The 24,202-nt window shown below is 71.3% G+C and carries 27 protein-coding genes and 1 pseudogene; 11 read left to right on the forward strand and 17 right to left on the reverse strand.

The window, feature by feature from the left end; genetic code table 11:
* The first annotated feature begins 322 nt into the window (after nucleotides 1-322).
* The 3 genes from BM536_RS00245 (at nucleotide 323) to BM536_RS00255 (ending at nucleotide 3,118) form a co-directional block, all read left to right on the forward strand.
* Nucleotides 323-1,540: a globin domain-containing protein gene (locus BM536_RS00245; RefSeq protein WP_094102335.1), complete on the forward strand. Its 1,218-nt coding sequence runs from the start codon at nucleotides 323-325 to the stop codon at nucleotides 1,538-1,540.
* 340 nt (nucleotides 1,541-1,880) lie between these two features.
* A complete protein-coding gene (locus BM536_RS00250) occupies nucleotides 1,881-2,333 on the forward strand; it encodes a cyclic nucleotide-binding domain-containing protein (RefSeq protein WP_094102336.1) in 453 nt (150 codons plus the stop codon).
* 119 nt (nucleotides 2,334-2,452) lie between these two features.
* The gene (locus BM536_RS00255) at nucleotides 2,453-3,118 is read left to right on the forward strand and encodes a CBS domain-containing protein (RefSeq protein ID WP_211362788.1); all 666 of its coding nucleotides are present in this window, start codon (nucleotides 2,453-2,455) and stop codon (nucleotides 3,116-3,118) included.
* Between the two features lie 239 nt (nucleotides 3,119-3,357).
* On the opposite strand, the gene BM536_RS00260 is transcribed toward BM536_RS00255, so the two are convergent.
* The 3 genes and pseudogenes from BM536_RS00260 to BM536_RS44615 form a co-directional block, all read right to left on the reverse strand.
* Nucleotides 3,358-5,097 (reverse strand): sensor histidine kinase, encoded by a 1,740-nt coding sequence (locus BM536_RS00260; protein WP_094102337.1) that lies wholly within the window; start codon nucleotides 5,095-5,097, stop codon nucleotides 3,358-3,360.
* A 130-nt stretch (nucleotides 5,098-5,227) separates the two neighbouring features.
* Nucleotides 5,228-5,425 carry a hypothetical protein gene (locus BM536_RS42065; RefSeq protein ID WP_245873186.1) on the reverse strand — a complete coding sequence of 66 codons (198 nt, stop codon included), beginning with the start codon at nucleotides 5,423-5,425 and terminating at the stop codon, nucleotides 5,228-5,230.
* Nucleotides 5,385-5,495 (reverse strand): annotated as a pseudogene (locus BM536_RS44615) (type I glyceraldehyde-3-phosphate dehydrogenase); the annotation flags it as partial. The pseudogene BM536_RS44615 and the gene BM536_RS42065, both read right to left, overlap by 41 nt.
* A 375-nt stretch (nucleotides 5,496-5,870) precedes the next feature.
* On the opposite strand from BM536_RS44615, the gene BM536_RS00270 reads away from it, so the two are divergent.
* From BM536_RS00270 to BM536_RS00280, 3 genes are all read left to right on the forward strand, one after another.
* Nucleotides 5,871-6,776 (forward strand): universal stress protein, encoded by a 906-nt coding sequence (locus tag BM536_RS00270; RefSeq protein WP_073491475.1) that lies wholly within the window; start codon nucleotides 5,871-5,873, stop codon nucleotides 6,774-6,776.
* A 36-nt stretch (nucleotides 6,777-6,812) separates the two neighbouring features.
* Nucleotides 6,813-7,835, forward strand: coding sequence for an alcohol dehydrogenase AdhP (adhP, locus tag BM536_RS00275; RefSeq protein ID WP_073491476.1), 1,023 nt, complete (start codon nucleotides 6,813-6,815; stop codon nucleotides 7,833-7,835).
* A gap of 158 nt (nucleotides 7,836-7,993) precedes the next feature.
* Nucleotides 7,994-8,911 carry a phosphorothioated DNA-binding restriction endonuclease gene (locus tag BM536_RS00280; RefSeq protein ID WP_073491477.1) on the forward strand — a complete coding sequence of 306 codons (918 nt, stop codon included), beginning with the start codon at nucleotides 7,994-7,996 and terminating at the stop codon, nucleotides 8,909-8,911.
* A gap of 150 nt (nucleotides 8,912-9,061) precedes the next feature.
* On the opposite strand, the gene BM536_RS00285 is transcribed toward BM536_RS00280, so the two are convergent.
* The 3 genes from BM536_RS00285 to BM536_RS00295 form a co-directional block, all read right to left on the reverse strand.
* Entirely contained in the window at nucleotides 9,062-9,646 is a 585-nt protein-coding gene (locus BM536_RS00285) for a TerD family protein (RefSeq protein ID WP_073491478.1), read from the reverse strand.
* A 101-nt stretch (nucleotides 9,647-9,747) separates the two neighbouring features.
* Complete coding sequence (locus BM536_RS00290) at nucleotides 9,748-10,281, reverse strand: P-loop NTPase family protein (protein ID WP_073491506.1); 534 nt, start codon at nucleotides 10,279-10,281, stop codon at nucleotides 9,748-9,750.
* Between the two features lie 263 nt (nucleotides 10,282-10,544).
* Nucleotides 10,545-11,192 (reverse strand): DUF7691 family protein, encoded by a 648-nt coding sequence (locus BM536_RS00295; protein ID WP_073491479.1) that lies wholly within the window; start codon nucleotides 11,190-11,192, stop codon nucleotides 10,545-10,547.
* 131 nt (nucleotides 11,193-11,323) lie between these two features.
* On the opposite strand from BM536_RS00295, the gene BM536_RS00300 reads away from it, so the two are divergent.
* The 4 genes from BM536_RS00300 to BM536_RS00310 all read left to right on the forward strand — a co-directional run bounded on the left by BM536_RS00300 (nucleotide 11,324) and on the right by BM536_RS00310 (nucleotide 14,661).
* Nucleotides 11,324-11,722 carry a nuclear transport factor 2 family protein gene (locus BM536_RS00300; RefSeq protein WP_073491480.1) on the forward strand — a complete coding sequence of 133 codons (399 nt, stop codon included), beginning with the start codon at nucleotides 11,324-11,326 and terminating at the stop codon, nucleotides 11,720-11,722.
* A gap of 118 nt (nucleotides 11,723-11,840) precedes the next feature.
* On the forward strand, nucleotides 11,841-12,077 hold the full coding sequence (locus BM536_RS40125) for a hypothetical protein (protein WP_143650721.1): 237 nt from the start codon (nucleotides 11,841-11,843) through the stop codon (nucleotides 12,075-12,077).
* A 482-nt stretch (nucleotides 12,078-12,559) separates the two neighbouring features.
* Nucleotides 12,560-14,071: an FAD-dependent monooxygenase gene (locus tag BM536_RS00305; RefSeq protein ID WP_073491481.1), complete on the forward strand. Its 1,512-nt coding sequence runs from the start codon at nucleotides 12,560-12,562 to the stop codon at nucleotides 14,069-14,071.
* Nucleotides 14,072-14,436: 365 nt separating this feature from the next.
* Nucleotides 14,437-14,661 (forward strand): hypothetical protein, encoded by a 225-nt coding sequence (locus BM536_RS00310; protein ID WP_073491482.1) that lies wholly within the window; start codon nucleotides 14,437-14,439, stop codon nucleotides 14,659-14,661.
* 99 nt (nucleotides 14,662-14,760) lie between these two features.
* Here the strand turns inward: BM536_RS00310 and BM536_RS00315 are convergent, their stop codons facing one another.
* The 7 genes from BM536_RS00315 to BM536_RS00340 all read right to left on the reverse strand — a co-directional run bounded on the left by BM536_RS00315 (nucleotide 14,761) and on the right by BM536_RS00340 (nucleotide 19,668).
* The gene (locus tag BM536_RS00315) at nucleotides 14,761-15,393 is read right to left on the reverse strand and encodes a TetR/AcrR family transcriptional regulator (protein ID WP_073491483.1); all 633 of its coding nucleotides are present in this window, start codon (nucleotides 15,391-15,393) and stop codon (nucleotides 14,761-14,763) included.
* 367 nt (nucleotides 15,394-15,760) lie between these two features.
* Entirely contained in the window at nucleotides 15,761-16,072 is a 312-nt protein-coding gene (locus BM536_RS41560) for a hypothetical protein (RefSeq protein WP_079274886.1), read from the reverse strand.
* The gene (locus tag BM536_RS00325; protein WP_073491484.1) at nucleotides 16,069-17,454 is read right to left on the reverse strand and encodes a hypothetical protein; all 1,386 of its coding nucleotides are present in this window, start codon (nucleotides 17,452-17,454) and stop codon (nucleotides 16,069-16,071) included. Before BM536_RS00325 ends, BM536_RS41560 begins: the two co-directional genes overlap by 4 nt.
* A gap of 6 nt (nucleotides 17,455-17,460) precedes the next feature.
* The gene (locus tag BM536_RS42070) at nucleotides 17,461-17,601 is read right to left on the reverse strand and encodes a hypothetical protein (RefSeq protein WP_245873187.1); all 141 of its coding nucleotides are present in this window, start codon (nucleotides 17,599-17,601) and stop codon (nucleotides 17,461-17,463) included.
* A complete protein-coding gene (locus BM536_RS42075) occupies nucleotides 17,598-17,909 on the reverse strand; it encodes a hypothetical protein (protein ID WP_245873194.1) in 312 nt (103 codons plus the stop codon). Before BM536_RS42075 ends, BM536_RS42070 begins: the two co-directional genes overlap by 4 nt.
* Before the next feature lie 119 nt (nucleotides 17,910-18,028).
* A complete protein-coding gene (locus tag BM536_RS00335) occupies nucleotides 18,029-19,021 on the reverse strand; it encodes a pirin family protein (protein WP_073491485.1) in 993 nt (330 codons plus the stop codon).
* Between the two features lie 179 nt (nucleotides 19,022-19,200).
* Nucleotides 19,201-19,668: a MarR family winged helix-turn-helix transcriptional regulator gene (locus BM536_RS00340; RefSeq protein WP_073491486.1), complete on the reverse strand. Its 468-nt coding sequence runs from the start codon at nucleotides 19,666-19,668 to the stop codon at nucleotides 19,201-19,203.
* A 371-nt stretch (nucleotides 19,669-20,039) separates the two neighbouring features.
* Here BM536_RS00340 and BM536_RS00345 point away from each other — a divergent pair, with 371 nt between their 5' ends.
* Nucleotides 20,040-20,444: a PPOX class F420-dependent oxidoreductase gene (locus BM536_RS00345; RefSeq protein ID WP_073491487.1), complete on the forward strand. Its 405-nt coding sequence runs from the start codon at nucleotides 20,040-20,042 to the stop codon at nucleotides 20,442-20,444.
* Nucleotides 20,445-20,624: 180 nt separating this feature from the next.
* Here BM536_RS00345 and BM536_RS00350 read toward each other — a convergent pair whose 3' ends face one another.
* The 4 genes from BM536_RS00350 to BM536_RS00365 all read right to left on the reverse strand — a co-directional run bounded on the left by BM536_RS00350 (nucleotide 20,625) and on the right by BM536_RS00365 (nucleotide 24,088).
* On the reverse strand, nucleotides 20,625-21,578 hold the full coding sequence (locus BM536_RS00350) for a sigma-70 family RNA polymerase sigma factor (protein ID WP_211362789.1): 954 nt from the start codon (nucleotides 21,576-21,578) through the stop codon (nucleotides 20,625-20,627).
* Nucleotides 21,579-21,588: 10 nt separating this feature from the next.
* Nucleotides 21,589-22,791 carry an NAD(P)/FAD-dependent oxidoreductase gene (locus BM536_RS00355; RefSeq protein WP_094102340.1) on the reverse strand — a complete coding sequence of 401 codons (1,203 nt, stop codon included), beginning with the start codon at nucleotides 22,789-22,791 and terminating at the stop codon, nucleotides 21,589-21,591.
* Nucleotides 22,792-22,992: 201 nt separating this feature from the next.
* Nucleotides 22,993-23,736: an SOS response-associated peptidase gene (locus BM536_RS00360; RefSeq protein WP_073491489.1), complete on the reverse strand. Its 744-nt coding sequence runs from the start codon at nucleotides 23,734-23,736 to the stop codon at nucleotides 22,993-22,995.
* 148 nt (nucleotides 23,737-23,884) lie between these two features.
* Nucleotides 23,885-24,088, reverse strand: coding sequence for a cold-shock protein (locus BM536_RS00365; protein WP_073491490.1), 204 nt, complete (start codon nucleotides 24,086-24,088; stop codon nucleotides 23,885-23,887).
* Nucleotides 24,089-24,202: the final 114 nt, after the last annotated feature.

Below are 24,202 nucleotides of genomic sequence, written 5' to 3' on the forward strand. Positions count from 1 at the left end.
CCTGCCGACAGCCGTGGCCGCGTATCGGACGTGGTGCCACGACCGGTAGGCCGTCCATCCGTCCCTGCGTGCGTCCCACGCCGGCCGGGCGCCTGGGACAGGTGGCGCGGGCAGGGCCGAGAGGGTGGTGGTTCCGGTGCCGTTCGGCCCTGTGCCGCAGCGGGGTGCGGGGCCGATGTGCCCGAATCGGCAGGGCGTTCGGCCCTGGTTCGTCCAGGGCGTGAAACAGCGCCGAAACACGGTCCGGTGCCTGGTACACAGAAGGTGCCGCCCGATGCGATGGGCCGCACTTCCCACCTCATCCCCCTGCCCGGGAGGCTTCATGCTGTCCGCAGAATCCGCCGCCGTGATCCGTGCGACCCTGCCCGCCGTGGGCGGCGCACTCGACGAGATCACCACTCGTTTCTACGGCGCGATGTTCCGTGACCGGCCCGAACTGCTCGACGGCATGTTCAACCGCGGCAATCAGGCCAGCGGGGCCCAGCGCCGTGCCCTCGCCGGTTCGATCGCCGGGTTCGCGACCGCGCTTGTCGACGACCCGGACACCCGCCCGGACACTCTGCTGGACCGCATCGCGCACAAGCACGCCGCCGTCGGTGTCACCGACGACCAGTACACCATCGTGCACAAGTACCTCTTCGGCGCGATGGCCGAGGTCCTCGGCGACGCCGTCACCCCCGAGGTGGCGGCCGCCTGGGACGAGGTCTACTGGCTGATGGCCGGCGCCCTGATCGGCCGTGAGGCCCGCCTCTACCAGGACGCGGGTGTGGAGCCCGGCAAGGTGTGGCGACGGTGGACGGTGGTCGAGCGCCGGGTCGAGACCCCGGACGTGGTGTCCTTCCTGCTCCGTCCCGCCGATGGCCGGCCGGCGCCGCGCGCACGTGCGGGCCAGTACGTGAGCGTCCGGGTCCGGATGACCGACGGCGTCCACCAGTTGCGCCAGTACAGTCTGTCCTCCGACCCGGGCGGGGACCTGCGGCGGATCACCGTCAAACGTGTGGCCGGCACCGCCGGGACCCCGGACGGCGAGGTCTCTGGCCTGCTTCACGAGCAGGTCCGCGAGGGCGACGAACTGGTTCTCTCCGCGCCGTTCGGCGATGTCTTCCTCGACGACCCGGCCGACGCCACCGCCCCGGTCACGCTGGTCTCCGCGGGCATCGGCGGCACCCCCATGGCCGGCATCCTGGCCCATCTCCAGGCCCTGGGATCGACCCGGCCCGTGCTGGTCCTGCACGCCGACCGCTCCCCCGCCGACCACGCCCTGCGCGCCGACACCCGTCGACTCGTCGAGCGGCTGCCGAACGCCCGCGCCGTGTTCTGGTACGAGCGTCCGGGCACGGAGGACCCGGATGCCCGCGAAGGCCTGATGAACCTCGACGGCATCGAGGTGCCCGCGGACTCCTCGGTGTTCCTGTGCGGACCGCTGCCGTTCATGCGCGAGGTCCGCGCCCAGCTCCTGCGCGCCGGGGTCCCGGCACGGAGCATCCGCTACGAGGTCTTCGGTCCCGATCTGTGGCTGCCCGCCGGTCCGGCGGCCTGACAACGGGCGCGAGCCGGCGGTGTGTGCGGGGCCCGGTCGGCGGCCTGACAGCGGGCGCACGCCGAGGCGCGAGCCGGCGGTGTGTGCGGGGACGGGCTGCACGACCAGGGCGGGGTGGGACCTTGACAGGGCCGAAGGGCCCTCATGAGGGCCTTGCGGCCCGTGGCCCCCGCGGGCCGACGGGCACAGGCTGGAATCAGCGGAGTTGCCATGGCGACTCGCCGCCGGGCACGCGCACCCGCCAGGGCACGGGTCGGTCCGACCGCCGGCGGCGGGAGCGCGCTCCGTTCGACCCACACGTCGGCCGCCTGCGGCCGGAGGAAAGAAGGGAACCGGGACGATGACCTCCACCACACTGGCCGCCGGCCTTCCGATCGAACACCGTGAACAGCTGATGCGGAGCGCCCGCGAGGTCTCCTTCGACGCGGGGACCCGCCTGTTCGAGGAGGGACGCCACGCCGAGCGGTTCTGGATCATCAGGACCGGGGCCGTCGCCCTCGATCTCCGGGTACCCGGCCGTCGCGCCCCGGTCATCGAGTCGCTGGGTCACGGCGAACTGGTCGGCTGGTCCTGGCACTTCCCGCCTTACCGGTGGCAGTTGGGCGCCGAGGCGGCCACTCCGGTGCGGGCGTACGAGTTCGACGCGGACGCCGTGCGGGCGATATGCGCCGCCCATCCGGAGTTCGGCCGCGCGATCGCCGTGTGGGTCGGCCGGGTCGTCGCCCACCGGCTGCAGTCCGCCCGCGTCCGCCTGCTCGACCTGTACGCCCCGTACGGCAGCGGCAGCGTCTGACAGCCAGGGCGCCTCGTCGACGCACGAGAGCCACCCGGCCACCCGGCCACCCGGCCACCCGGCCACCCGGCCAACGACCCCGACCCCGACCCCGACCTCGACACTCGGAGGAGTTCATCGTGTCCACCGGTCCGCACATCGTCAGCGACGTCATGACACACACGGTCGTTGCGGTGGGTCGCGACGCGCGCTTCAAGGACATCGTCCAGCTCATGGAGGAGTGGAAGGTCAGCGCCCTGCCGGTGCTCGAGGACGAGGGCCGGGTCGTCGGCGTGGTCTCCGAGGCGGACCTGCTGCCCAAGGAGGAGTTCCGTGACGACGACCCCGACCGGTTCACGCAGCGAAGTCGACTGGCCGACCTCGCCAAGGCGGGCGCGCTGACCGCCGGAGAGCTGATGAGCACCCCGGCCGTGACCGTCCACGCCGATGCCACCCTTGCCCAGGCCGCCCGCATCATGGCCCAGCGCAAGGTCAAGCGGCTGCCCGTCGTCAACGCCGAAGGCGTTCTCGACGGCCTGGTGAGCCGGGCGGACTTGCTGAAGGTCTTCCTGCGGACGGACGAGGACCTCGCCGGGGAAGTCCGACGAGAGGTGATCGGCACCCTCTTCCCCGCCCCGGCCGAGCCGTTGGGCGTGGTGGTGCGGGACGGTGTGGTGACCCTCACCGGCCACGTCCGCGACACGTCGTCGATTCCCGTCGCCGCCCGCCTGGTGCGCGCCATCGAGGGCGTCGTCGACGTCGAGTGCGACTTCTCGACGGGATTTCCGCGCAGCATCCCGGGGTGAGATGCGGCAGCGGCTCGAAGCGGGGCGTCGGGCCGCTGCCCGGGGAGCTGGAAGACGTGCCCCCACGGACCGGCCGCGCCGCGCGGCTCCGCGCGGAGTGGAGTGGGCCGCCCCGGAGGCTGACGCGCGAAATGGTGACCCGTCGTCGCAGTCAGGTCCGACAAGCCTGTCCGCTCGGCCGACGGGGCGGACTGGTCCGGAACGGTTCTCTTCCGGGCGGGCACGCCGTCGGGTCACGGTCAGCCGGCCGTCGGAGTCTCCGACTCCCGCACCGGGGCATGCCACACGAGCCGGGTGCCCCCACCCTCGCGGTGGGCGAGTTCCATGTTCCCGCCGAGCTTCGCGGCCCGTTCGGCCATGTTGGCGAGGCCACTGCGGCGGCCTTCGGCAGGGATGCCCACACCGTTGTCGGACACCGTGAGGCGCACCTCGTTGCCGTCCGTCTCCAGCACGACTTCGGCTCGGTCGGCGCCGGCATGTCGGGCGATGTTCGTCAGGGACTCGGACAGCACCGCCACGATGTGGTCGGTGGTCTCCTTCGGGACGTGGGTGTCCAGCAGGCCCTCCATGCGGACGCTGGGGGCGAAACCCAGGACAGGCGCGGCTTCTCCGACCACGCGTACCGCTCGGGCCCGCAGGCCGGGCGCCGCTTCGTCGCCGCGGGTGCGCAGACCGAAGATCGTCGAACGGATGATCTTGATCGTCTCGTCGAGGTCGTCCACCGCCCTCAGCACACGCTCGGAAGCACCCGGGTGCTCGATGAAGCGGCCCGCGCTCTGCAACGTCATGCCGGTGGCGAACAGCCGCTGAATCGCCAGGTCATGAAGATCCCGGGCGATCCGGTCGCGGTCCTCCAGAAGAACGATCTGCTCGACGTCCCGACGACGCTCGGCCAGCTCCATGGCGACGGCGGCCTGGGCGGCGAAGCCCCGCAGCGGTGCCATCTCCTTCTCGGTGAACTCGCTGCCGCCCGCCTTCCGGACGAGCAGCACCACGCCGCGGGCGCTCTCACCGGAGCCGATCGGGATGGCCACGGCCGGGCCCAGGCCGGTGAACCGCGGCGGGCCCGCCGAGATCCGGTCGTCGCGAGCGACGTCCGCACTGGTCACCGGCGTGTCCTGGGCGAAGGCCTGGCCGATGAGACCGCCCTCCAGCGGCAGTACGAGCCCACGGTGGGCTTCCGCCTGCAGGCCGATGGCCAGCTCCACCGCCAGCGAGTCGGTGCCCTCCATCGGTATCGCCACCACGGCGAGCGCCGCGCCGGTGATCTCCCGTGCCTGTTCGGCGATCAGGGCGAGGACGTCGCCCTGATCGCTGCCGGACATCAGACGGTGGGTGATCTCGGCGTTGGCATGGAGCCAGCGCTCACGCAGCCGGGAGTCCTCGTACAGCCGCGCGTTGTCGATGGCGACACCGGCCGCGACGGCCAGCGTCGACAGCACCGCCTCGTCCTCCTCGTCGAACTGCAGCCCGCCGCGCTTCTCGGTCAGGTAGAGATTGCCGAAGACCTGGTCGCGTACTCGGATGGGGACGCCGAGGAAGGAGTTCATCGGCGGATGGTTCGCCGGGAAGCCGTAGGAGGCGGGGTGCGTGGAGAGCTTCGCCAGCCGGAGGGGCTCGGGGTGACGGATCAGCTCCCCGAGGATGCCGTGCCCCTCCGGGTACGGACCGATGCGGGCGATCTGTTCCTCACCGACCCCGACCGTGTGGAACGCCGACAGCCGCCGCCCGTCCGGACCGATCACGCCGAGCGCGGCGTACTCCGCGTCCACGAGGGCCGCGGCGGCCTCCACGATGCTGTGCAGAGCCTGTTCCAGGTCGAGCTCCCTGCCCACCGAGAGCACGGCCTCCAGCAGGCTGTGCACCCGGTCCCTGGTGCCACGGGCCGCGTCCAGGCGCGCCTGCAACTCCTCCAGGAGCTCGTCCAGTCGCAGCTGGGGCAGCCTGATCCGGGCCTGCTCACCCTCGGTGCCTACCACCCGTTCTCCTCCCCCTCTCCGCCTCCGGCCTGCCGTCTACCGCTGCGCCCGCTGTCTGCGACGGTAGCGGTCGGCGCCAAAGGAGGATACGGGGTCGTTTCGTCGCGGTGGGAAGCCGTCGGGCTGGTCGTCAGAGGCGTGGCAGGCGCGCGGCGACGTACTCGGTGAGGTCGAGCAGGCGGTTGGTGCAGCCCCATTCGTCGTCGTACCAGCCGAAGAGCGATGTTGACCGCGGCGCTGCGGCCGCGACGCAGGTCCTTGTGCGGGCCGTCGAGCACCACCTGGTCAGCCACCACCTCCACGGGTGTTCCGCTACCTGTCTCCGCACGCTCCAGCCCGCCCGGCAGGTAGTTGCGTCCGATGCGGCGGAATCCGTTGACGCCGACGCGTACGGTCATGTCGTCCGCCGTCCTCCCCGATGAGTTCTGCGTGTCCGGTGCTTCCCGGATGCTGTGCCGGACTCCCGTCCGGTTCACGGAGCGGTCTTGGGCCGTACGGGAGCCGACAGCGGGCCGTTCGGCCCTGCTCCGCACCACCGGGCGGTTCGGCCCTGCTCCGCACCACAGGGCGCCCCGGGGTGTCGCCCCCACGTGCCCGATCCTGCTCAGCTGCCCCCGTCGAGTACGCCTGAAGGTGTTGACGGCTGCGACCGCGGCGGCCGGGACCGCGCGACAGGGCCGGTCGGCCCCGGCGGGGGACCTGCGGCCCCTGCACCGGACTCGTCCGCTCCCCCCAAGCTGGATGGAGAAGCCCACTTCAGGAGGCAGAAAATCATGGTCCGCACTGTTGTCGCCGGGATCGACGGTTCGTCCGAGAGCCGTGCCGCCGCGGAATGGGCAGCCCGCGAGGCGAAGCTCCGCGGCCTGCCGCTGACGCTCGTGCACGTCTGGCAGCCCGTCCCCGAACCGATGGCCCAGGCGCCGCTGCTGGGCGCCGAGACCCGGCAGCACTGGAGCGAACGCATCCCGCGTGAGACGGCCGAAGGCCTTCGGCTGCGCCACCTCGGCGTCGAGATCACCCAGCGGCAACTGACCGGCACGCCCTCCGACGTGCTGGCGGACGCCGCGAAGGACGCCGAACTGCTCGTCCTCGGCTCCCGCGCCCTGAGCGGGCTCGGCGGGTTCCTGGTCGGGTCCGTCGGCCTGTCCGTGGTCGCGCACACCGACGTCCCGGTGATACTCGTCCGGGCCGGAGAGCAGGCAGCGGACGAGCACGTCATGGATCCGGCCGGCATCCCGTCGGCGGCGGCCCCGTACCGTCCGGTCGTGCTCGGCGTGGACGTGGTGAGGCCCGACGACAGCGTCCTCGCCTTCGCCTTCGAGGAGGCCGCCCGCCGCGACACCGCCCTGCACGTCGTGCACGCCTGGACGCTGGCGCCGTACTACGTCTACAGCCTGCCCGCCGCGCCCGAGATCGGCGCCGAACTGGGCAGGCAGGAAGCCGCCGCCCTCGCGGACCTGCTGCGTCCCTGGCGCACGAAGTACCCGGATGTCGAGGTCGTCGAGATCTCCCGCACGGGCACCGCCGCCGACCGCGTGCTGGACGCCGCCCGAGAAGCCTCCCTCGTCGTCGTGGGCCGCCGGATACGCCGCAACCCGTTCGGCACGCATATCGGCCCGGTCACGCACGCGGTGCTGCACCACTCCACCGCCCCCGTAGCCGTCGTCGCCCACGACTGACGCCACGCAAGCATCTGCACAGAGGAGAAGGGAGCCATGAAGGCAGCGGTCGTACGAGCGTTCGGTGAGCCCCTTGTCATCGAGGAGCGTCCGGACCCCGAGCCGGGCCCCGGCCAGGTCCGTGTCCGGGTGGAGGCGTCCGGGCTCTGCCACACCGACATCCACGCCGCGCACGGCGACTGGCCGGTCAAGCCCAGCCCGCCGTTCGTGCCCGGTCACGAGGGCGTCGGTCTGGTCGAGAAGCTCGGAGAGGGCGTCACCCACCTGTCCGTCGGTCAGCGGGTCGCCGTGCCCTGGCTGGGCCGGGCGTGCGGGCGGTGCGAGCACTGCCTGTCCGGGTGGGAGACGCTCTGCGAGCAGCAGATCAACACCGGCTACGGCTGTGACGGCGGATACGCCGAGAAGATGCTCGCCTGGGCCGACTTCGCCCAGCCGGTGCCCGACGGCATCTCCGCGGCGGAGGCCGCTCCTCTGACCTGCGCCGGCGTCACCACGTACAAGGCCCTCAAGGTCGCCGACGTACGGCCCGGCCAGCTCCTCGCGATCTCCGGCATCGGCGGACTCGGCCACCTGGCCGTGCAGTACGCGAAGATCGCCGGCGCCACTGTCGCCGCGATCGACGTCACCGACGACAAGCTCCGACTGGCCGCCGACCTGGGCGCGGACCTTGTCATCGACGCCCGCAAGCAGGACGTGGCCGAGGTGCTGAAGCGGCACGGCGGCGCCCACGCCGCGATCGCCCTCGCCGTCAACGAGTCCGCGTTCGCCGCCGTCAACGCCGGCCTGCGGCGCGGTGGCAAGCTCGTCATGGTCGCCCTGCCCGCGCACGGCACCATCCAGGTGCCGATCTTCGACACCGTCCTCAACGGCACCTCCGTCATCGGCTCCATCGTCGGCACCCGACAGGATCTCGCCGAGGTCTTCCAACTGCACGCGGCCGGCCGCACCGAGGTCATCTACGAGACCCGTCCCCTCGCCTCCGTCAACGACTCCATCGACGAGGTACTGCGCGGCGAGGTCAAGGCCCGCATCGTCTTCGACCTCGACGCGGGACGGTGACGAGAGCGACCTGCCTCTCCTCCGGTCGACGGCGTGGGCGGTTCGCAGCCGCACCTCCGTGCCGCCGACCGGGCGCCCGCGCGTCTCCGCTTCGGTGGGAGTCATCGACACTGCACCCGCACGGCAGCCGTAGACGCCCCCTGTGCCAGGGTGGGGGCGTGAGACAGGACGAACTCCTCCAGGCGCTGTCCGCGCTGCGTCGCGCGCAGGTGGGTGGCCAACGCGCCCCGCACAAGCCGCTGTTGCTGCTGTGGCTGTTGACTCGCCTGTACCGGTCGGGCTCCAGCGCGGTCACCTACGCCGAGGCCGAGGGGCCGGTCAGCCGGCTCATCAACGACTTCGGCCCCGCCCTCGCCAGTCCCGCCCGGACGCTGGAGCGAGCCGCGATGCCGTTCGTGCACCTGGAGCGAACCCTGTGGGACCTGCGCGACGCGCAGGGCACGCCACTTCCGCCGTCCACGGCGGAGCGAGGCGGCCTACTGAGGAAGGCAGGCGCCCACGGCCGACTGCATCCGGCCGTGGAGATGCTCTGTGCCGACCCGGCGACGTTGGCATCGGCGGTCCGGCTGCTGTTGGAGGAGCACTTCACCCCTTCGTTGACGCAGCCGCTGTGCGACGCCCTGGGTCTGGAGCCGGAGACGCTCCTCGCGGGTGGGGATCTGCGGGAAGTCCTTGTCCGGCGGCGGGCACGGCGGGCGGGCTTCGCCGAGGAAGTCCTCGACGCCTACCGCCATGCGTGTGCGGTCTGCGGCTACGACGGCCGCCTGGCCGGCCGCAGCGTCGGACTGGAAGCGGCACACATACGCTGGCACAGCCACCACGGCCCCGACACCGTCACCAACGGCCTCGCCCTGTGCGCATTGCACCACACCCTCTTCGACCTGGGCGCCCTCGGTCTCACCACCGAACTCCGCATACGGATCTCACCCCTGTACGCGGCCCGCAGCCAGGCGGGACGGTACTTGCACACCCTCCAGGGCCGGCCCCTCGCGCAGCCCCACCACCACTCCCCCGGCCCTGACCACATCCGCTGGCACCACCGGCAGGTCTTCAAACACGCGACTGCCGCCGCCTGAGAGCGGATGGTCCGCACAGCAGGGCCGGCGGCGTCCGCCCTCCCGCCGGCTCGACGGCAGCGCAACCGCAGCCGCAGCCGGGGGCCGGTACTACGGCAGCAGCAGTACGGCGACCTGCTGCCGGATCCGCGCCGCCTCCCGCCGCGACCACTACTTGCTGACGGCGAAGCGCATCAGGGCGTGTTCGTCACCCTGCTTGATCTTTCCCGTCACATTGATCACTTCGAGCTTCCAGCTGTCGCCCACGCGAACGGCCTTGGCCACGGCGCAGCCGTTGTCCTGGGTGAGGAGGCTGGGCCAGATGTCGGCGACCTGCTGCGAGCTGCCTCCGGATGCGTCGTACACCTTGAAGCTGATGTTGCGGGCCTTCTGGAAGGAACTGCCCTTCTTGAAGGCGGCAGCGACGAACACGATCGACGTGACGTTGCGCGGGACGCCCGCGAATTCGACCGTCACCGTCTCGTCGTCGCCGTCTCCACGCCCGCTCTGGTTGTCACCGCTGTGGACCAGGGCACGGTTGCCCAGGGGATCCAGCGAGTCGAGACCCGCCAGGCGCACCGGGTCCGCGCCCTGCATCGCGACCGCGATCAGGTCGAGGTCGGTGCCCGCCTTCCGGCGGAGAACGCCCAGGACGCCGCCGCTGGTCCCGGCGGTGGGGTCCCAGGAGACTCCTATGGACAGGTGGGTCACTCCGTCGAGATCTGCCGGGCCGTCTTCTTTGGTCAGCGTCAACATGCGTGGATCATCCTCTTGGTTGAAGGGGCTACTACACGCAGAGTCTGCCTGGTCGTGCGGCGGTTCCAGAACACGGGTACCGATCCCACGTCTGAACACGCTCACCGGTCCACCGCGGGCAGCTGTGCGAGGCCGGTTTCGCGCATGATGCGGTCGACCGTCTCGGGCAGGGCGCTGTCGGCGCCGATGACGGTCTCGGTGCCGCCGGGAAGGAGGTCGCTCGGCCGGTACCAGTCGCGCAGTCGGGCCTCGTCGACATCGTCGGCGACGGGTTTGGTGGCGTGCCGGATGAGGGTCTCGGTGAACGGCACGTCCAGGTAGTAGCCGTGCGTCGGCCCGTGGTGGTCGGCGCGAAGGCGGGCGAGCATGTCGCCGTAGTGGTCGGCATGGAGGATGCCTTCGACGACGACGTGGTAGCCGGCGTCGAGGGCGTAGCGGGCCGTCAGGTCGATCAGGCCGATGTTCGCCGCCCCGGGCCGGTCGCGCTCGCGGAGCACGATACGGCGGAGGTTGTCCTGGCCCACCAGGGCCAGGCCTCGGCCGAACCTGTCACGCAGTCCGGCCGCGACGGACGACTTCCCCGACGCGCTGTTGCCCCGGAGGACCACCAGCCGGGTTTCCTCGGTGCCCACCATCATGGCCGCCACGCTATCGCCCGGGTGTGGTGAGGCCCCTCCAGCGTCCGCCGCGGAGGACGGCATCGATCGCCCGTCGTCCGCGCGTCCGAGGGCGGACCCCGCGGCCTCGGCCGCCCACACCGGCGCGCCCCTCCTGCACCTCGGCGTCGAGCCGCGCCGTGGAAGCATCACGCCCGACGGCGGCTGTACGCGGCCGTCGCGACCTGGCCGGGCGTGATGGAAGCCCCGGACCTGCCGGACTGCCAAGGCCGCCGAACTCCTCAGCCCCTGATGGAGAAGAACACCGTGTCCATCGTCCAGCCGTGCCGCAGGGCGTTCTGCCACTCGTCGTGCTCCGTCTGGAGGCTTCCGGCGAGTTGCTGCAGCTCGAACCGGAAGTCGGCCTCCACCCGGTCCATGACCGCGCGGTAGGCGTCCGCCGCCGGCTCGGCGCGGTCCAGGGGCAGGCGGCCTATCTCCGGGGAGCCGTCGACCGGGTGCGGGATGGGGAACGGGATCTCGTCGGGCGGACCGGCGTACAGGAAGGTGCCCGGGAGCAGTTCCGTGGGGACGCCGAGGCGGCGCAGTTCGTCGTCGAGGAGGCCGAAGAAGGTGCCCGGCCTGGAGAAGACGCCCAGGTCGTACGGGTCGGAGGCGTGGTTGTCGATGATGTGTTGCAGGGCGCTGTAGTAGGCGTTGCCCGCGTAGGAGGCGTCCGAGTCGGCCCGGCCCGCGAGGAGATGGTCCAGGGCCTCGGGGATCGTCAGTCCGTAGTCGATGTCCTGACGGTCCAGGTCGAGTTGGTGCTGCTCGCAGGACTTGCGGATGTGGCCGAGGAGACGCTGCTGATCGGCGGTCGGTTGGCCGGCGCTCAGGAAGTCGACGACGCGGCGGGCGTCAGCGACGCTGTACGAGATCACTTTGCTCATGGGCCCATCATGGCAACCGCCACCGACACTCGGGTCCGCCCCTCCGGCGGCCCGCCAACACCCGTGGCATCGACGGCACTCACCCGTTCGCCAGGGCTCGTCGGACCACTCTTCGCTGTTACTGTCGCGCCATGGCCAAGAGCGAGATAGACGCGGTGACCGCCGAGTTCTTCGCAGCCTTCGACAACCGGGGCGGCAGGGCTGCCGACGTGGCCCGGATCCGTCGGCTCGTCCTTCCGGGCGGCGTGATCGTCAAGACCGGTCCGGAGTTCGCGGCGTACACCGTGGACGAGTTCATCGAGCCCCGTGAGCGGCTGCTCTCCGACGGTCGGCTGGTCGAGTTCTCCGAGTGGGAGACCTCCGAACGGACCGACATCGCCGGTGACATCGCGTCGCGGTTCGGCGAGTACCGCAAGTCCGGGATCCTGGACGGCGAACCGTTCGAGGGACGTGGGACCAAGACGATCCAGTTCGTCCGCACTTCGGCGGGCTGGCGGATCGCGGCGTTCGCCTGGTACGACCAGCCCTGACCGTCTACGGGTGAGCGTGACGGTCGGCCGTCGCGGGCTTGCGCTCTCCCCCGGTCCTCCTCCCGTCAGTGCCCCGGTGCCCAGTCGTCGCGCCGACACGTCTCCCAACACGTCTCCCATGACCACCTTGGCACCCGGTCGACCCGATGCCGAGCAGATCGACGCACTCGTCGACGACGACCGCATCTGCGCCGTGGGGCCTCACCGCGACATCGTCGATTCCGACGCCCGCGCCGACGACACCGAGGTCGTCGATGCCTTGCGGGCGCATCGTCATCCCGGGGCTGGTCGACGCGCACCTGCGCACACCTGCACATCTGGCAGTCCGCGCCGCGATGCGTGGGCGTCGAGTTGACCCTGCTCCAATACCTCACCCACCCGCACGGCGGGCTCGCCGGGGCGTATCGGCCCGCCGGCCCACCAGCGCGCCCTCGGCCATGAGGAGCGTCGGCGGCGGCCGATCGCTCATGATCCGATCGCCGCGGCGCTGCACGCCGACGTCGCGAACATCGAAGCGGTGACGGTAGCCGGCCGGTGGCGTATGCACGCCTTTCGCATACTCGGCGCGGATCTCGAAGGCGTGCGGGGCCGGCTGCCGGAATCCGGCGAGCGGCTTCTGAGGACGCGGGGCGCCCCTGGTGTCACAGGGGCCGAAACCCGGCACTGACCCAGCCACGACGAGGTGGGCGGCTTGCCCCCTCCTCTTTAAACGGATACGGTGTAACCGAAATTAAGTGGCTACGCCGTAGCCATAAGCGTGGCGGCGAGATGCTCAGGCCGCTCGCCGCCGCTCTCCACAGAGCCAATCGCCCGAAGAACCGATCGAGGTCCCCCGCCATGACACCAACCCACGACACGGACGTCCTCATCGCCGGAGCCGGTCCGACCGGCTCGACCCTGGCGGCCGACCTGCTGCGGCGCGGGCTTCGCGTCCGGGTCGTCGACAAGGCACCCCACGCCTTCGAGGGCTCGCGCGCCAAAGGGATCCAGCCGCGCACCCAGGAAGTCCTCGAGGACCTCGGCGTACTGCGTGAGGCGCACGCGGAGGGCGGGCCCTACCCGCTCGCGGGCATCCATCTCGGACCCGTCACCGCGCCCTGGAAGATGCAGCAGCGCAGCAGGCCGACCCCCGACGTCCCCTACCCGAACATCCTGCTGCTCCCCCAGCACCGCACCGACGCCATCCTGCACCGCCTGCTCGAGCGCCTCGGGCTGCGCATCGAGTACGGGGTCGCTCTGGAGGGCTTCGAGCAGGACGCCGACGGCGTCACGGCGACGCTCTCCACCGGCGAGCGGGTGCGCGGCAAGTACCTGGTCGGCGCCGACGGCGGCGCGAGCGCCGTCCGGACCGCCGCCGGTCTCGGCTTCGTCGGGGAGACCGACGACTCCGACAAGACGCTCATCATCGACTGCAGGATCGACCAACTGTCCCGCGGCCGGTGGCACATGTGGCCCCGGGCGTCCGCGGGAGCGTGCCCGCTGCCGCACTCCGACCAGTTCCAGGTGATGATCCGGCTGAAGCCGGGTGACACGCCGGACCTCGATCATGCCGCTCTGGCCGACCGGTTCCATTCGCTCACCGGCCTCAAGCTCCGTGACATCACCTGGGTTTCGGCGTTCCGGCCCAACGTCCGGCTCGTCGAGCACTACCGCAAGGGCCGCGTCCTCCTGGCGGGCGATGCCGCACACGTGCACACACCGGCCGGCGCGCAGGGCCTCAACACCGGTGTGCAGGACGCCTACAACCTGGGCTGGAAGCTCGGCCAGGCGATCGCCGGCGCGCCGGACAGCCTGCTCGACAGCTACGAGGCCGAGCGGCTCCCGATCGCCGCCGGCGTCCTCGGCAAGTCCAGCGAGCTGTACCGGAACCTCAGCAACCACCGTGTCGCCGGCCTCAAGCGCGGCGACGACGAGCGGCAGCTCTCGCTCACCTACCGCGGTGGTCCGCTCGCCCCCACCGACGCCCCGGCCACCAGGACCCTCCACGTGGGCGACCGGGCACCGGACGCACCGTGCGCCGCCCCCGGCACCGGCCGCCTGTTCGACGTCCTCCAGGGACCGCACTTCACCGTGCTGGCCTTCGGACCCGACGCCACCGCGGCCCTGCCCGACCTGCCGTGGCCCACCGGAGGTGCCGAACTGCGCCGCTACGCCGTCCGCGGCGGGCGCGGAATCGACATGGCGCACCTCACCGACCACACCGGTCGACTGGCCGACATCTACGGCATCAACGGCACCGAAGGCGACGCGCTGATCCTCATCCGGCCCGACGGGTACGTCGGCGGCATCCTCACGGCGGACTGGACGGCCTCCTTCGCCGCCGCGACCAGGGCCTTCACCCCGCGCTGACCCGCCACGGACCGACCACTCGCGCCACACCGAACGCCACACCGAACAGGAGGAGCTACAGGGATGTCAGCACGGCAGGAGGCCGCCGGGGGCAGCCCGGCGCAGGTCGTGACCTTGACGTTCGTGGGCAGCCGTGCGGAGACGGAGGAGGCCACGTCGAGGCTCCCGGTCGCCTCGCAGGCCGCACTGCGCCAGTTCTCCCTGGAACGCATGACCGGCTACGGCGTCGACTACGCGGACGCCGTCGAACTGCGCGCCCGTGTGATCGAGGGAGAGGACTGGCGCTCGGCCGCGACCGAAGTGGCGGATGTGTGCCTGCGACGGGTCGAGGGCACCGCCGGGTCAAGGCCACGGGCGTACCGAGCATGGCGAGGGAGCCGTACCCGTTCGCCGACACCCACGACGTACTGCGGCAGGTGTTCGACGCGTTCGGTGCCGAGCGGATGTTCTGGGGCACCGACATCACGCGGCTGCACTGCTCGTGGCGGGAGGCGGTGACGATGTTCACGGAGGAACTGCCCTGGCTGCGGGGCCGCGACCTGGAGCTCGTCATGGGCCGCGCCGTGGCCGAGTGGATCGGCTGGCGCTGAGGCGGCGCGGTCGGCGACGCCCGGCCACCAGACATGCGGCCGGACCGCCCGGCCACCACGCGTACGGCCGGGCTTAGGGCCCGTGACGTCCTCACACTCCTACGCCGCGTCGAGCACGGCCTTCTCCAGCCCGTCGAGGAGCAGGTCGAGACCGAACCGGAACTCCTCGTCGAGCGGTACGGAGGTCAGCTCCTCGGCCGCGGCCGTGGTGGCCGGATACGAGGCGGGGTCGAGCGCGCTGTAGTAGTCCCGCAGCTGCGACTGCTCCTCGGGGGGCGGTGTCCCCGGGCCGTGCTGCTGGACGGCGAAGCCGATCACGTAGTGGCCGATGGCCGTGAAGGCACGGGCGGCCAGGCCGAGCGGGAACCCGTGGCTGACGAACAGGGTGATGAGCCGTTCCCTGGCGCGGAGCCCGTTGGGGCCGACGGGGACCTGGGCGGCCAGCAGCGGCAGGACGTCGGGGTGCCGGCACAGGGTGCCGTAGAAGGCCTTCGCCGACACGGTCACGGCCTCTCGCCAGGACAGGCCGTCCAGTTCCTCGGCCGGTACGCGGACTTCGCCCAGGACGCGGTCGGCGACGAGTGCGAGGAGTTCGTCCTTGCCGTCGAAGTGCCGGTAGAGCGTGGCCGTGCCCGAGTCCAGGGCCTCGGCGAGCATCCGCAGCGTCAGTGCTTGGATGCCGACCTCGTCGATGAGTTTCAGAGCCGTGTCGACGATCCGTCCGACGTCCATCGGGGGCCGTCCGCGCCGGTACGCGGGGGCGGGCGTGCGGCTCGCCCACCAGGCGGGGCTTCCCGGAACAGGCTGCGCCCCCGAAGCCACGAAGCGGTCACCCTCTCGGCCAGATCTGCGGCGGACACGTCTCCAGAGAACAGGAGTTTCGGCCTTATCGTATCCGTTTCCGACAGCGAATCCGCCGACTGCGCCGACACGGCTGGCGCGAGGTTCGTCACGGGCGTTCGCCTTTGGGACTCCGGCAGCTTGCGCAGCCGAAGTTCACCAACTTACCGGGGCAGAAGCCCGGCTGCCGCCGAGTATCCGTAGCGGTCCGGGAAGCGCCGGTTCACTCAGCGGTCGCGCGCCGGTCGAGGCGTGCCGCTCATCCGCCGGGCCCCTGTGGGTAGGTCTGGACGATGTACGTCCAGCGTGCCGCGCCCACCGTCAGGAGGATCAGTGACGGGGCCAGCCACCAGCGGCTGAGGGTGCCGCGCCGCACGGGGAGCAGGGCGAGCAGGGAGGTGACGACGCCGAGCACGATCAGCAGGGCCGACGCGAACTCGATGGCTGTCAGCGTCTGTTCGTCCCAGTCCCCCAGCGGCTGGGTCACCAGTGCGCCGTAAGCGACGTAGGCGTTGAGCAGGTTCGCGAGGATGAGGGTCACGCCCCATGGCCCTCGCAGCAGACCGGTCACTTCAGGGCACTCCTCGCGTCGTCCAGATTCCGGTCGAAGCCGCGGCCGTAGGCCTGGGCCTTGTCATCCTGCCAATAGGGTCCGCCGTTGTAGCGGGCGGCCAGTTCCTGGCGCTGCTCGCGCGTCATCTCGTCCGCGGGTACGTCGGCGAAGCTGCTCTCCTCCTTGAGCATGGCCAGGTACTCGGAGGCGATGAAGATGTTCTGTCCGGGGTCCTGGAGGGATGCCTCGATGGTGTCCCGTTGCCCCTCGGTGAGGTTCGCCGGATCGTATCCGAGGACCTCCGCCGCCCTCCTCACCTGGATGGCGATGGGCCCGAAGGACGTCTCGTCCGGGGTGCCGCCGAGCCGCGAGGGCAGGTTCTCCGGGGTGTCGGACAGCCAGCCGTCCCTGGCGAGTCCGCGGACGGTGTCGACACCGTCGTCCATCCAGCCCCACTGTCCGCCCACCTCCTGCCAGGCGATGCCGGCGACCATGTCGGGCGGCAGGCCGGATCGTCGGGCGGCGGCGGTGACGATGTCCTTGTTCGCGGCGATCCACTCGCGGCGTTCCTCTGCGTCCCTCGGCACGGCCCAGTAGGCATCGGTGGCCTCGGGCAGCCCGGTGAGGCGCATCCTGATGTCCAGGAGGGACGGCGACACGTCGTCCTTCCCCACCGGTCTGGTGAACTCCGCCTTGGCCCCGCTGCCGGGGAGGTGGGTGAGCGAGTCCCCGCCGGCCTCGGCGGCTTCGGCCCGGAGCGCGGGAATCGCGTCGATCAGACCCGCAGCGTCGACGAAGTCGCCGCCGCGGAAGTCGGGCAGGGCCTCGTACGCCTTGTCCAGCGCCGCCGTGCAGGTGTCCCGGGCCTCGGATTCCACCGTCTTGGCGCGCTGGTACGCCGCACTGGCCTGGCCGTGGGCGCGGTTCGCCTCGTCCTTGATGTCGTCGATGTCCACCGTCAGCTCGGCGGCCCAGTCCAGGAACCCGGTCGTGCCGCGCAGGTCCTCCCACTGACGCATCGGCCCGGCTTCCTGTGCCTCTCGCGTCACGGCGTCCGCGACCCGGGAGACGAGGCCGGCCAACGTCTGCTCCGCCGCCTTGCCGTCCGAGTAGTGGGACTTGGCGGTCCCGAGCGCCGACGCGTAGTGCAGGAGCGCGCTCTGCGCCTTGTCGTAGCCGTCGGCCAGGTGCGTGATCAGGTCACGTGCCTCTCGGAGGCGGTTGTCGTACGGCTTGCGGTTCTGGCTCACCCACCGCGTGTGGGTGGCGGCCCGCTGCGCGCCGGGCTCGACATCGATCAGAAGGTCACGCAGCCTCTTGAACTCCAGGGCGTTGCGCTCCACGAGAGCGGGGTTGCAGTCCTCGAGGAACCTGACGTCCTGTCGGTAGGTGTGGGCCATGAGGGCTCACCTGTCTTCCGGGGCTATGTACTGCCCCAGTTCGAGGATGGCGTTCATCATCCCGCCGGCCACTTCACCGTCGTAGTCGACGAACGTGCCGTTGGCCGCTCGCAGTCGCGTGGACAGTGCGGCGAGCAGCGACGTCACGTCCTGGTACTGGTCGTCCGCGAAGCGGCGAACCGGTCGGCCTTCGCCGCGACGTCCGGGTGTGAGCGCGGGGCGCGCGCCATCGTGCACAGATCGCCGTCGGGCCGGCCCTCGTGCAGCAGCCCTGCCAGCTCGATCAGGTCGTTCGCATTCCCGTTCAGCGAGGAGTGGTTGACGTGGAGCGCGTCGCCCTCACCCCCTTGGCCTCCGCCTCCGCCGGCATCGGCGGGATACTGGTTGAGCCGCATCCGCGTCGGATGCCTCTCCACCGCCTCGGCCTTCAGTTGCTCCCACTCGTCCCACGCCATGCGTCCCCCGTCCCCCGACGCTCCGCGCGGCGCGTTCCGCGGCACGGAGTCCATGATCCATCCGACTGTAGCCACCGACCGGGCCGCGCCGCGAATCAACGCCCGCCTCTCGCGGAGGGTCAGGCGCGCGGAGGGTTCCGGCGCGGCGTGAGGACGGCGTTCGGCAGGGCCGGTGCGGGAAGGCGGTTGCCCGGATACGCCTCGACGTGTCCGAAGCGGTCGGAGGAGGATTCCCAGTCCGCTCGGGCGCGGACGATGTCCTCGTGGCTGCGGCCGATGAAGTTCCACCACATGATGATCTCCTCCTCGAACGGAGGGCCGCCCAGCAGAACGGTCCGCGCCGGGCCTTCCGACTCGTTCACCAGCGTCAGGGCACCGGTGCCGGGCGCCACGTAGCCCAGCTCGGTCGGGCGCAGCACGGTGCCGGCCAGACGGACGTCACCGCTGTCGACGAGGAGGCCGTGCTCGAAGGCGGTGTCCACGGTGAGATCGACCGACGCACCCGGTTCGAGGACGATCTCGGCGCCGAGGAGGGGCGTGAAGGTCCGCACCGGTGAGACGGTTCCGGCGAGCGCGCCCAGAAAGACCCTGATCTCGGCCCCGTCGACCCGTACGGGCTCGGGGACGTGGTGCTGGAAGTCGCGCTCGGCGCTCCGGTGTTCGTCGGGCAGCGCCACCCACAGTTGGACGCCGTGGAGAACGGTGGTGGCCGGGGTGGAGACCTCCGAGTGGGCGATGCCGTGTCCGCCGGTCATGAGGTTCATCTCGCCGGGCCGGATGAACGCATGGGTACCCAGGCTGTCGCGGTGCTCGATCTCCCCGCCGAACAGCCAACTCACGGTCTGGAGGCCCGTGTGCGGATGCGGTGGGACATCCATGCCGTGCCCCGCGGTCACCTCGACGGGGCCGTAGTGATCGGCGAAGCACCACGCTCCGATCAGGGTCCGGGCCCGCTGGGGCAGCGTCCGTCGCACGTGCATCGCCCTCGGCCCGCCGAGTGGCACGTCCCGCGCGGCCAGCACATCGACCCCGGACGCCGCCTCGCCGGACTGCCCGCCATCGACCTGTGCTCCGCACCTCAGCTCCGCGGGTTCGGTTTCCACATTGCTCACCGGGACCACCTCCTACGCCTTCTAGTTGTTACATCAACAATCATGTCACGAGTGTCGGGCGCCGGCCTCTCGCACCACCGCAACCCGGCACCCGGGCACCCGGGCACCCCGGCAGCCCGGCAGCCCGGCAGCCCGGCACCCGGCACCCGGCACCCGGCACCCGGCACCCGGCACCCGGATCAGGAGGCGTCCTCGTCCAGCTTGGCGACCACTCGTTCGGAGACCTGGGCGAGTGTGCGCAGCTCCGCCGGCGTGACGTGGTCGAGGAACAAATCCCGGACCGCCTCCACATGCAGCGGCGCGGCCCCCTCGATCGCCTCGCGCCCCGCGTCCGTGATCACCACGAACGCGCCGCGCCCGTCCTCCACGCACTCGTCCCGCACCACCAGCCCGCGCTTCACCATCCGGGCGATGTGGTGGGACATCCGGCTCTTCTCCCACTCCAACGCACGGGCGAGATCGAGGAACCGCTGCCGCCCCTCGGGCACATCCGTCAGCTGGACCAGGACCGCGAAATCGGCGACCGACAGACCGGACTCGGTCTGCAACATGCGAGCGAGCCGGCCCCCGAGTCTCTCCTGCAACCGCACGAAGGCGCGCCACGCACGCTGCTCCTCCGGCGTCAGCCACCGCACCGTCTCGTCCATGACGAAAGTGTAGACGTAGTTGACATGTCATCGTCCTGTCCCGGCGCGCCGCGCCGACGGCCGAACGCCGCAAGCCGAACGCCGCAAGCCGCAAGCCGCAAGCCGCAAGCCGACCGGAACTCCGAGCGAGCAGTTGTAGGTTCCCTGCGCAATCCCCGGCGACTCGCATGGTCGTCGCCCTGCGTGCCGGCCGCGGCCGGGCCCCGCCGAACGCTGCTGCAGGCCCCGCGCCGACCCGCTGAGACAGCGGCCCGAAGCGACGCGTGGTGGGCAAATCCCCCTGCAGAAGAATGCGTTGGCGCAGTATCTATCGGGTACGCGTACGGCCCCTGCCGTGCAGGAGCCAACTCGACATCAGCAGAGAGGCCACCATGCCCGCCGAACTGTCCGACAGCCTCAAGGCGCTGCTCGACTCCCCCGTCTTCATCACCGTTGCGACCCTCCAGCCCGACGGGAGCCCTCAGGTGTCCCCGGTGTGGGTGAAGCGGGACGGCGACGACGTGCTGTTCTCCACGACCGTGGACCGCCAGAAGTACAAGAACCTGGTGCGCGACCCCCGGGTCACCTTCGTCGTGCAGCCGGCCGACTCGCCGTACACGTACGCTGAGGTCCGCGGCACCGCGGAGATGAGCACCGAGGGCGCCCGTGAACTGATCGACGAGCTGTCGGTCAAGTACACCGGCAAGCGGTACGCGGACTTCAACCCGGCCTCGGTCAACGACGCCGACCGCGTCACCGTGAGGATCAAGGCGCGCAAGGTGGTCGGAGCCTTCTGACGGTCCGCCGGGCGGGGCAGACCTGATCACTCACGACGTCGATCCCTTACGCAACCGCCAGGGCGGCCCCAGCATCATGCTGGGGCCGCCCCTTCTTTTGACGCACCCACCGAGGTGCGCCGGCTCACGAGCCGGCTCACCCCCCGATGGCTGGCGCCGCGCGCACCGCGTGACGCCGCCTCACCACTGGGCGACGAGGGGCGCGTCCGGTTCGTGTTGCCGCCAGTATTCGGTGATGCGGGCGAGGCGGGTGGGGGCGGCGATGCCGCGTACGGTGGCGATCCGGCCGTGGGCGATGTCGAACGTCACCGCGCCGACGACCCGGTCGCCGAGCACGAAGAGGATGGCGGGGGCGCCGTTGACGAGCGCGTAGTGGACGGCCGGTGTGCCACCGGCAAGCCTCCGTTTCGCGGGTGTGGGTCTGAAGCCGGCCCGTGCTACGGCGGCGACGCGCTGCGGAGTGTCGTACCGCAGCAGCCTCGCGGTAAGGCCGGCGCCGTCGGAGATCGCGGTGGCGTCGTCGGTGAGCAGCGCCACCAGCCGTTCGGTGCGGCCCGAGGAGGCGGCGGCCAGGAATTCCTCGACGATCCTGCGGGCGGACGCCGGGTCGGCCTCCCCGCCGCCGCGGCGCGCGGCGGTGATGCGGCGGCGGGCCCGGTGGAAGTGCTGCTGGCTCGCGGCCTCGGTGATGTCGAGGATCTCGGCGATCTCGGCGTGGCTGTAGGAGAACGCTTCGCGCAGGAGGTAGACGGCCCGTTCGAGGGGTGAGAGGCGCTCCATGAGTGTCAGCACGGCCAGGGAGACCGATTCGCGCTGCTCGAAATCGTCGGCCGGGCCGAGCATCGGGTCACCGTCGAGGAGGGGTTCGGGCAGCCAGGCGCCGACGGTGCGTTCGCGGCGGGCCCGCGCCGAGCGGAGCCGGTCGAGGCACAGGTTGGTGACGACCTTGGTCAGCCATGCTTCCGGCACCTTGATCCGTTCCCGGTCGGCGGCCTGCCAGTGCAGGAACGCGTCCTGTACGGCGTCTTCGGCGTCGGCGGCGGAACCCAGCAGCCGGTAGGCCAGCGAGGCCAGTCGGTTCCGGCTGGCCTCGAACCGACTGGTGTCGAAGCGATCGGTGGCGGTGCTGTCCACGCGGACCACGCTAGGCGGCGACGCGGAGCTGGGCGGACGCATCCGGCGCGGCGGCCAGGCTGCGCCTGCGCTTGGGCAGGCCGAAGGTCGGGTGCGAGGTGGCCCACAGCGACATCCTGAGGATGCCCGCCTTGATCCGCGCGGCCTTTCGGCCGCCCACGTACTTCGGCTTGGCCCGCGCTTCGTCGTCGACCAGCTGCAGGATCCCGTCCCGCCGCCCGAGGCTGATGTGGTTGGCGAGGTACTCCAGCTTGGTGTGCGGGATCGCGCGGCCGGTCAGGCTTCCCACGATCGCGGCCGTGGCCTGCCGGCCCGTGTAGCCGGCCGAAGCGCAGGACATCGGCAGCGGCCGGCCGTTGTCGCCGATGGCGTAGGCACTGTCGCCGACGGCATAGACGTTCGGGTGCGAGACCGACCGCATGGTGCGATCGACGACGATCCGACCGCTCTCGGTGACCTTCAGCCCGCCGGTGGCGGCGATGGGGTCGACCGTGAACCCGGCCGTCCACACGGTTGCCTCGGACGCCACGGCGGTGCCGTCGGCGCACAGTACCCGGGCCGCTTCGACGGCTTCGACGCTGGTGTGCTCCAGGACGGTGATGCCCAGCCGGTCACAGGCCTGGCGCAGGTGGCCGCGGGCTCCGGCGGAGAGCTGGGCGCCCAGCTCTGCGCGGGCGACCAGCGTCACCGACAGGCCGGGCCGGGACTCGGCGATCTCGGTGGCGGTCTCGATGCCGGTCAACCCGTCGCCGACGACCAGCACCCGCCCGCCCCCGTCCCGCCTGCCCAGGCTGTCCAGGCGCTCGCGCAGCCGCAGCGCCGAGGGCCGGCCGGTGACGTCGAAGGCGTGCTCCGCGACGCCGGGGACGCCGTGGTCGGCGACGTGACTGCCGAGCGCGTAGAGCAGGGTGTCGTAGCGCAGCTCGCCGCCGCCGTCGGCGTCGGCCACGGCGACGACCCGGCGCTCGGGGTCGACGGCGGTGACACGGGCCATCCGCAGCTCGATCCCCGTGCCCGCGAAGACGTCGGCGAGCTGTGGGGCCTCGATCTGCTGGCCGGCCGCGAGCTGGTGCAGCCGCAGCCGCTGGACGAAGTCCGGCTCGGCGTTGACCACGGTGATCCCGGTGTCCGCCGGGGACAGTCGGCGGGCCAGGGACCCTGCCACGTAGGCCCCGGCATAGCCGGCGCCGAGGACGACGATGCGGTGCTTCATGTGATGCTCCTGTCGGTTCGCTTGCTCCCGTGACTTGAGCGGAACAGCGCCCCGATTACTGACAGGAACGGCATGTGGCGTGCGTCACAGAGCGGCGGGAGTGCCGCCACGGTTGGGGGCGGGCGCGACACGGCGCCGATGCGTTTCCTGCGCGACGCGGCGCCGATGCGTTCCGGACTGGGGCAGGAGGCGCGCCGGTGGCTACGGCGTGAGGGCTTCGAGGAGGTGCGGCCCGTTGTTGCGGACGTTGTTGACGGCCGGGGAGACGGGCCGGACGTCGAGGTGGCCGTCCGCCGGCCGGTCGAGCAGGGAGCGCAGTGCGTCGGGGTCCTGGTGGCCAGGGTCGAGCCACTCGTCGTAGTGGTCGTCGGTGAGTGCGAGCGGCATGCGCGGGTGCACGCGGCCGGCCGCGTCCGTGGCGTCGGTGGTGATGATGGTGCAGGTCATCAGCCAGGCGGCGGGATCGTCGTCCCGCTTCACCGCCGGATCGCGCCAGTACTCGTACAGGCCCGCCAGAGCCATGAGCCGACCGTCCTCGGGGTGGATGAAGTACGGCTGCTTGCGGGTCCTGCCCGTGTCCTCGGCCTTGACCTGCTGCCATTCGTAGAAGCCGTCCGCGGGCAGCAGGCAGCGGCGCCGGGTGAACGCACGGCGGAAGGCGGGCTTGTCGTGCAGCGTCTCCACCCTCGCATTGATCATCCGTGCGCCGGTCTTCACGTCCTTGGCCCAGGACGGCACCAGGCCCCAGCGCAGCGGCCGCAGCTCCCGCCTCGCCGGCGCGGCGTCGCCCTCGCCGCGTGGTGTGCGTTCGAGGACGGCCCATACGTCGTCGGTCGGGGCGACGTTCCAGCTCGGCGCGAGCGTCTCCTCGACGCGTAGGTCGTCGACGCGGAAGTGCTGGACGAGGTCCTCGGGACCGCGGGTGGAAGCGTAACGACCGCACATGCAGTCCACTGTCCCACCGGGCCGCTTCTTTTGGGCGCCGGCGGGGACGAGGACACAGAAGAGGGCCGGCACCCGAAAGGCACCGGCCCTCTTCTGTCACGTCAGCGACGGCAGGCCGCCAGGTCTGCGCGTGTGCTTGCTCGTGTGCTTACAGGGGGCGGACGCGCGAAGCCTGCGGACCCTTCGGGCCCTGCACGATGTCGAACTCCACCTGCTGGTTCTCCTCCAGGCTACGGAAGCCCGAGCTGTCGATCTCCGAGTAGTGCACGAAGACGTCCGGCCCGCCGTCGGCCTGGGCGATGAAGCCGAAGCCCTTCTCGGCGTTGAACCACTTGACGGTTCCCTGAGTCATTGCTGCTCCTTACAGGGGCTGGGTTGGGTTGCTCACACCGCGTGAGTACCCGGCCGGTTAACGACGCGGCTGCTCCAGCACAACCTGGAGAACAAGCTTCGCGCCCGCAACATC

It is taken from the genome of Streptomyces phaeoluteigriseus (assembly GCF_001896135.2).
Classification (GTDB): Bacteria; Actinomycetota; Actinomycetes; order Streptomycetales; family Streptomycetaceae; genus Streptomyces; species Streptomyces phaeoluteigriseus.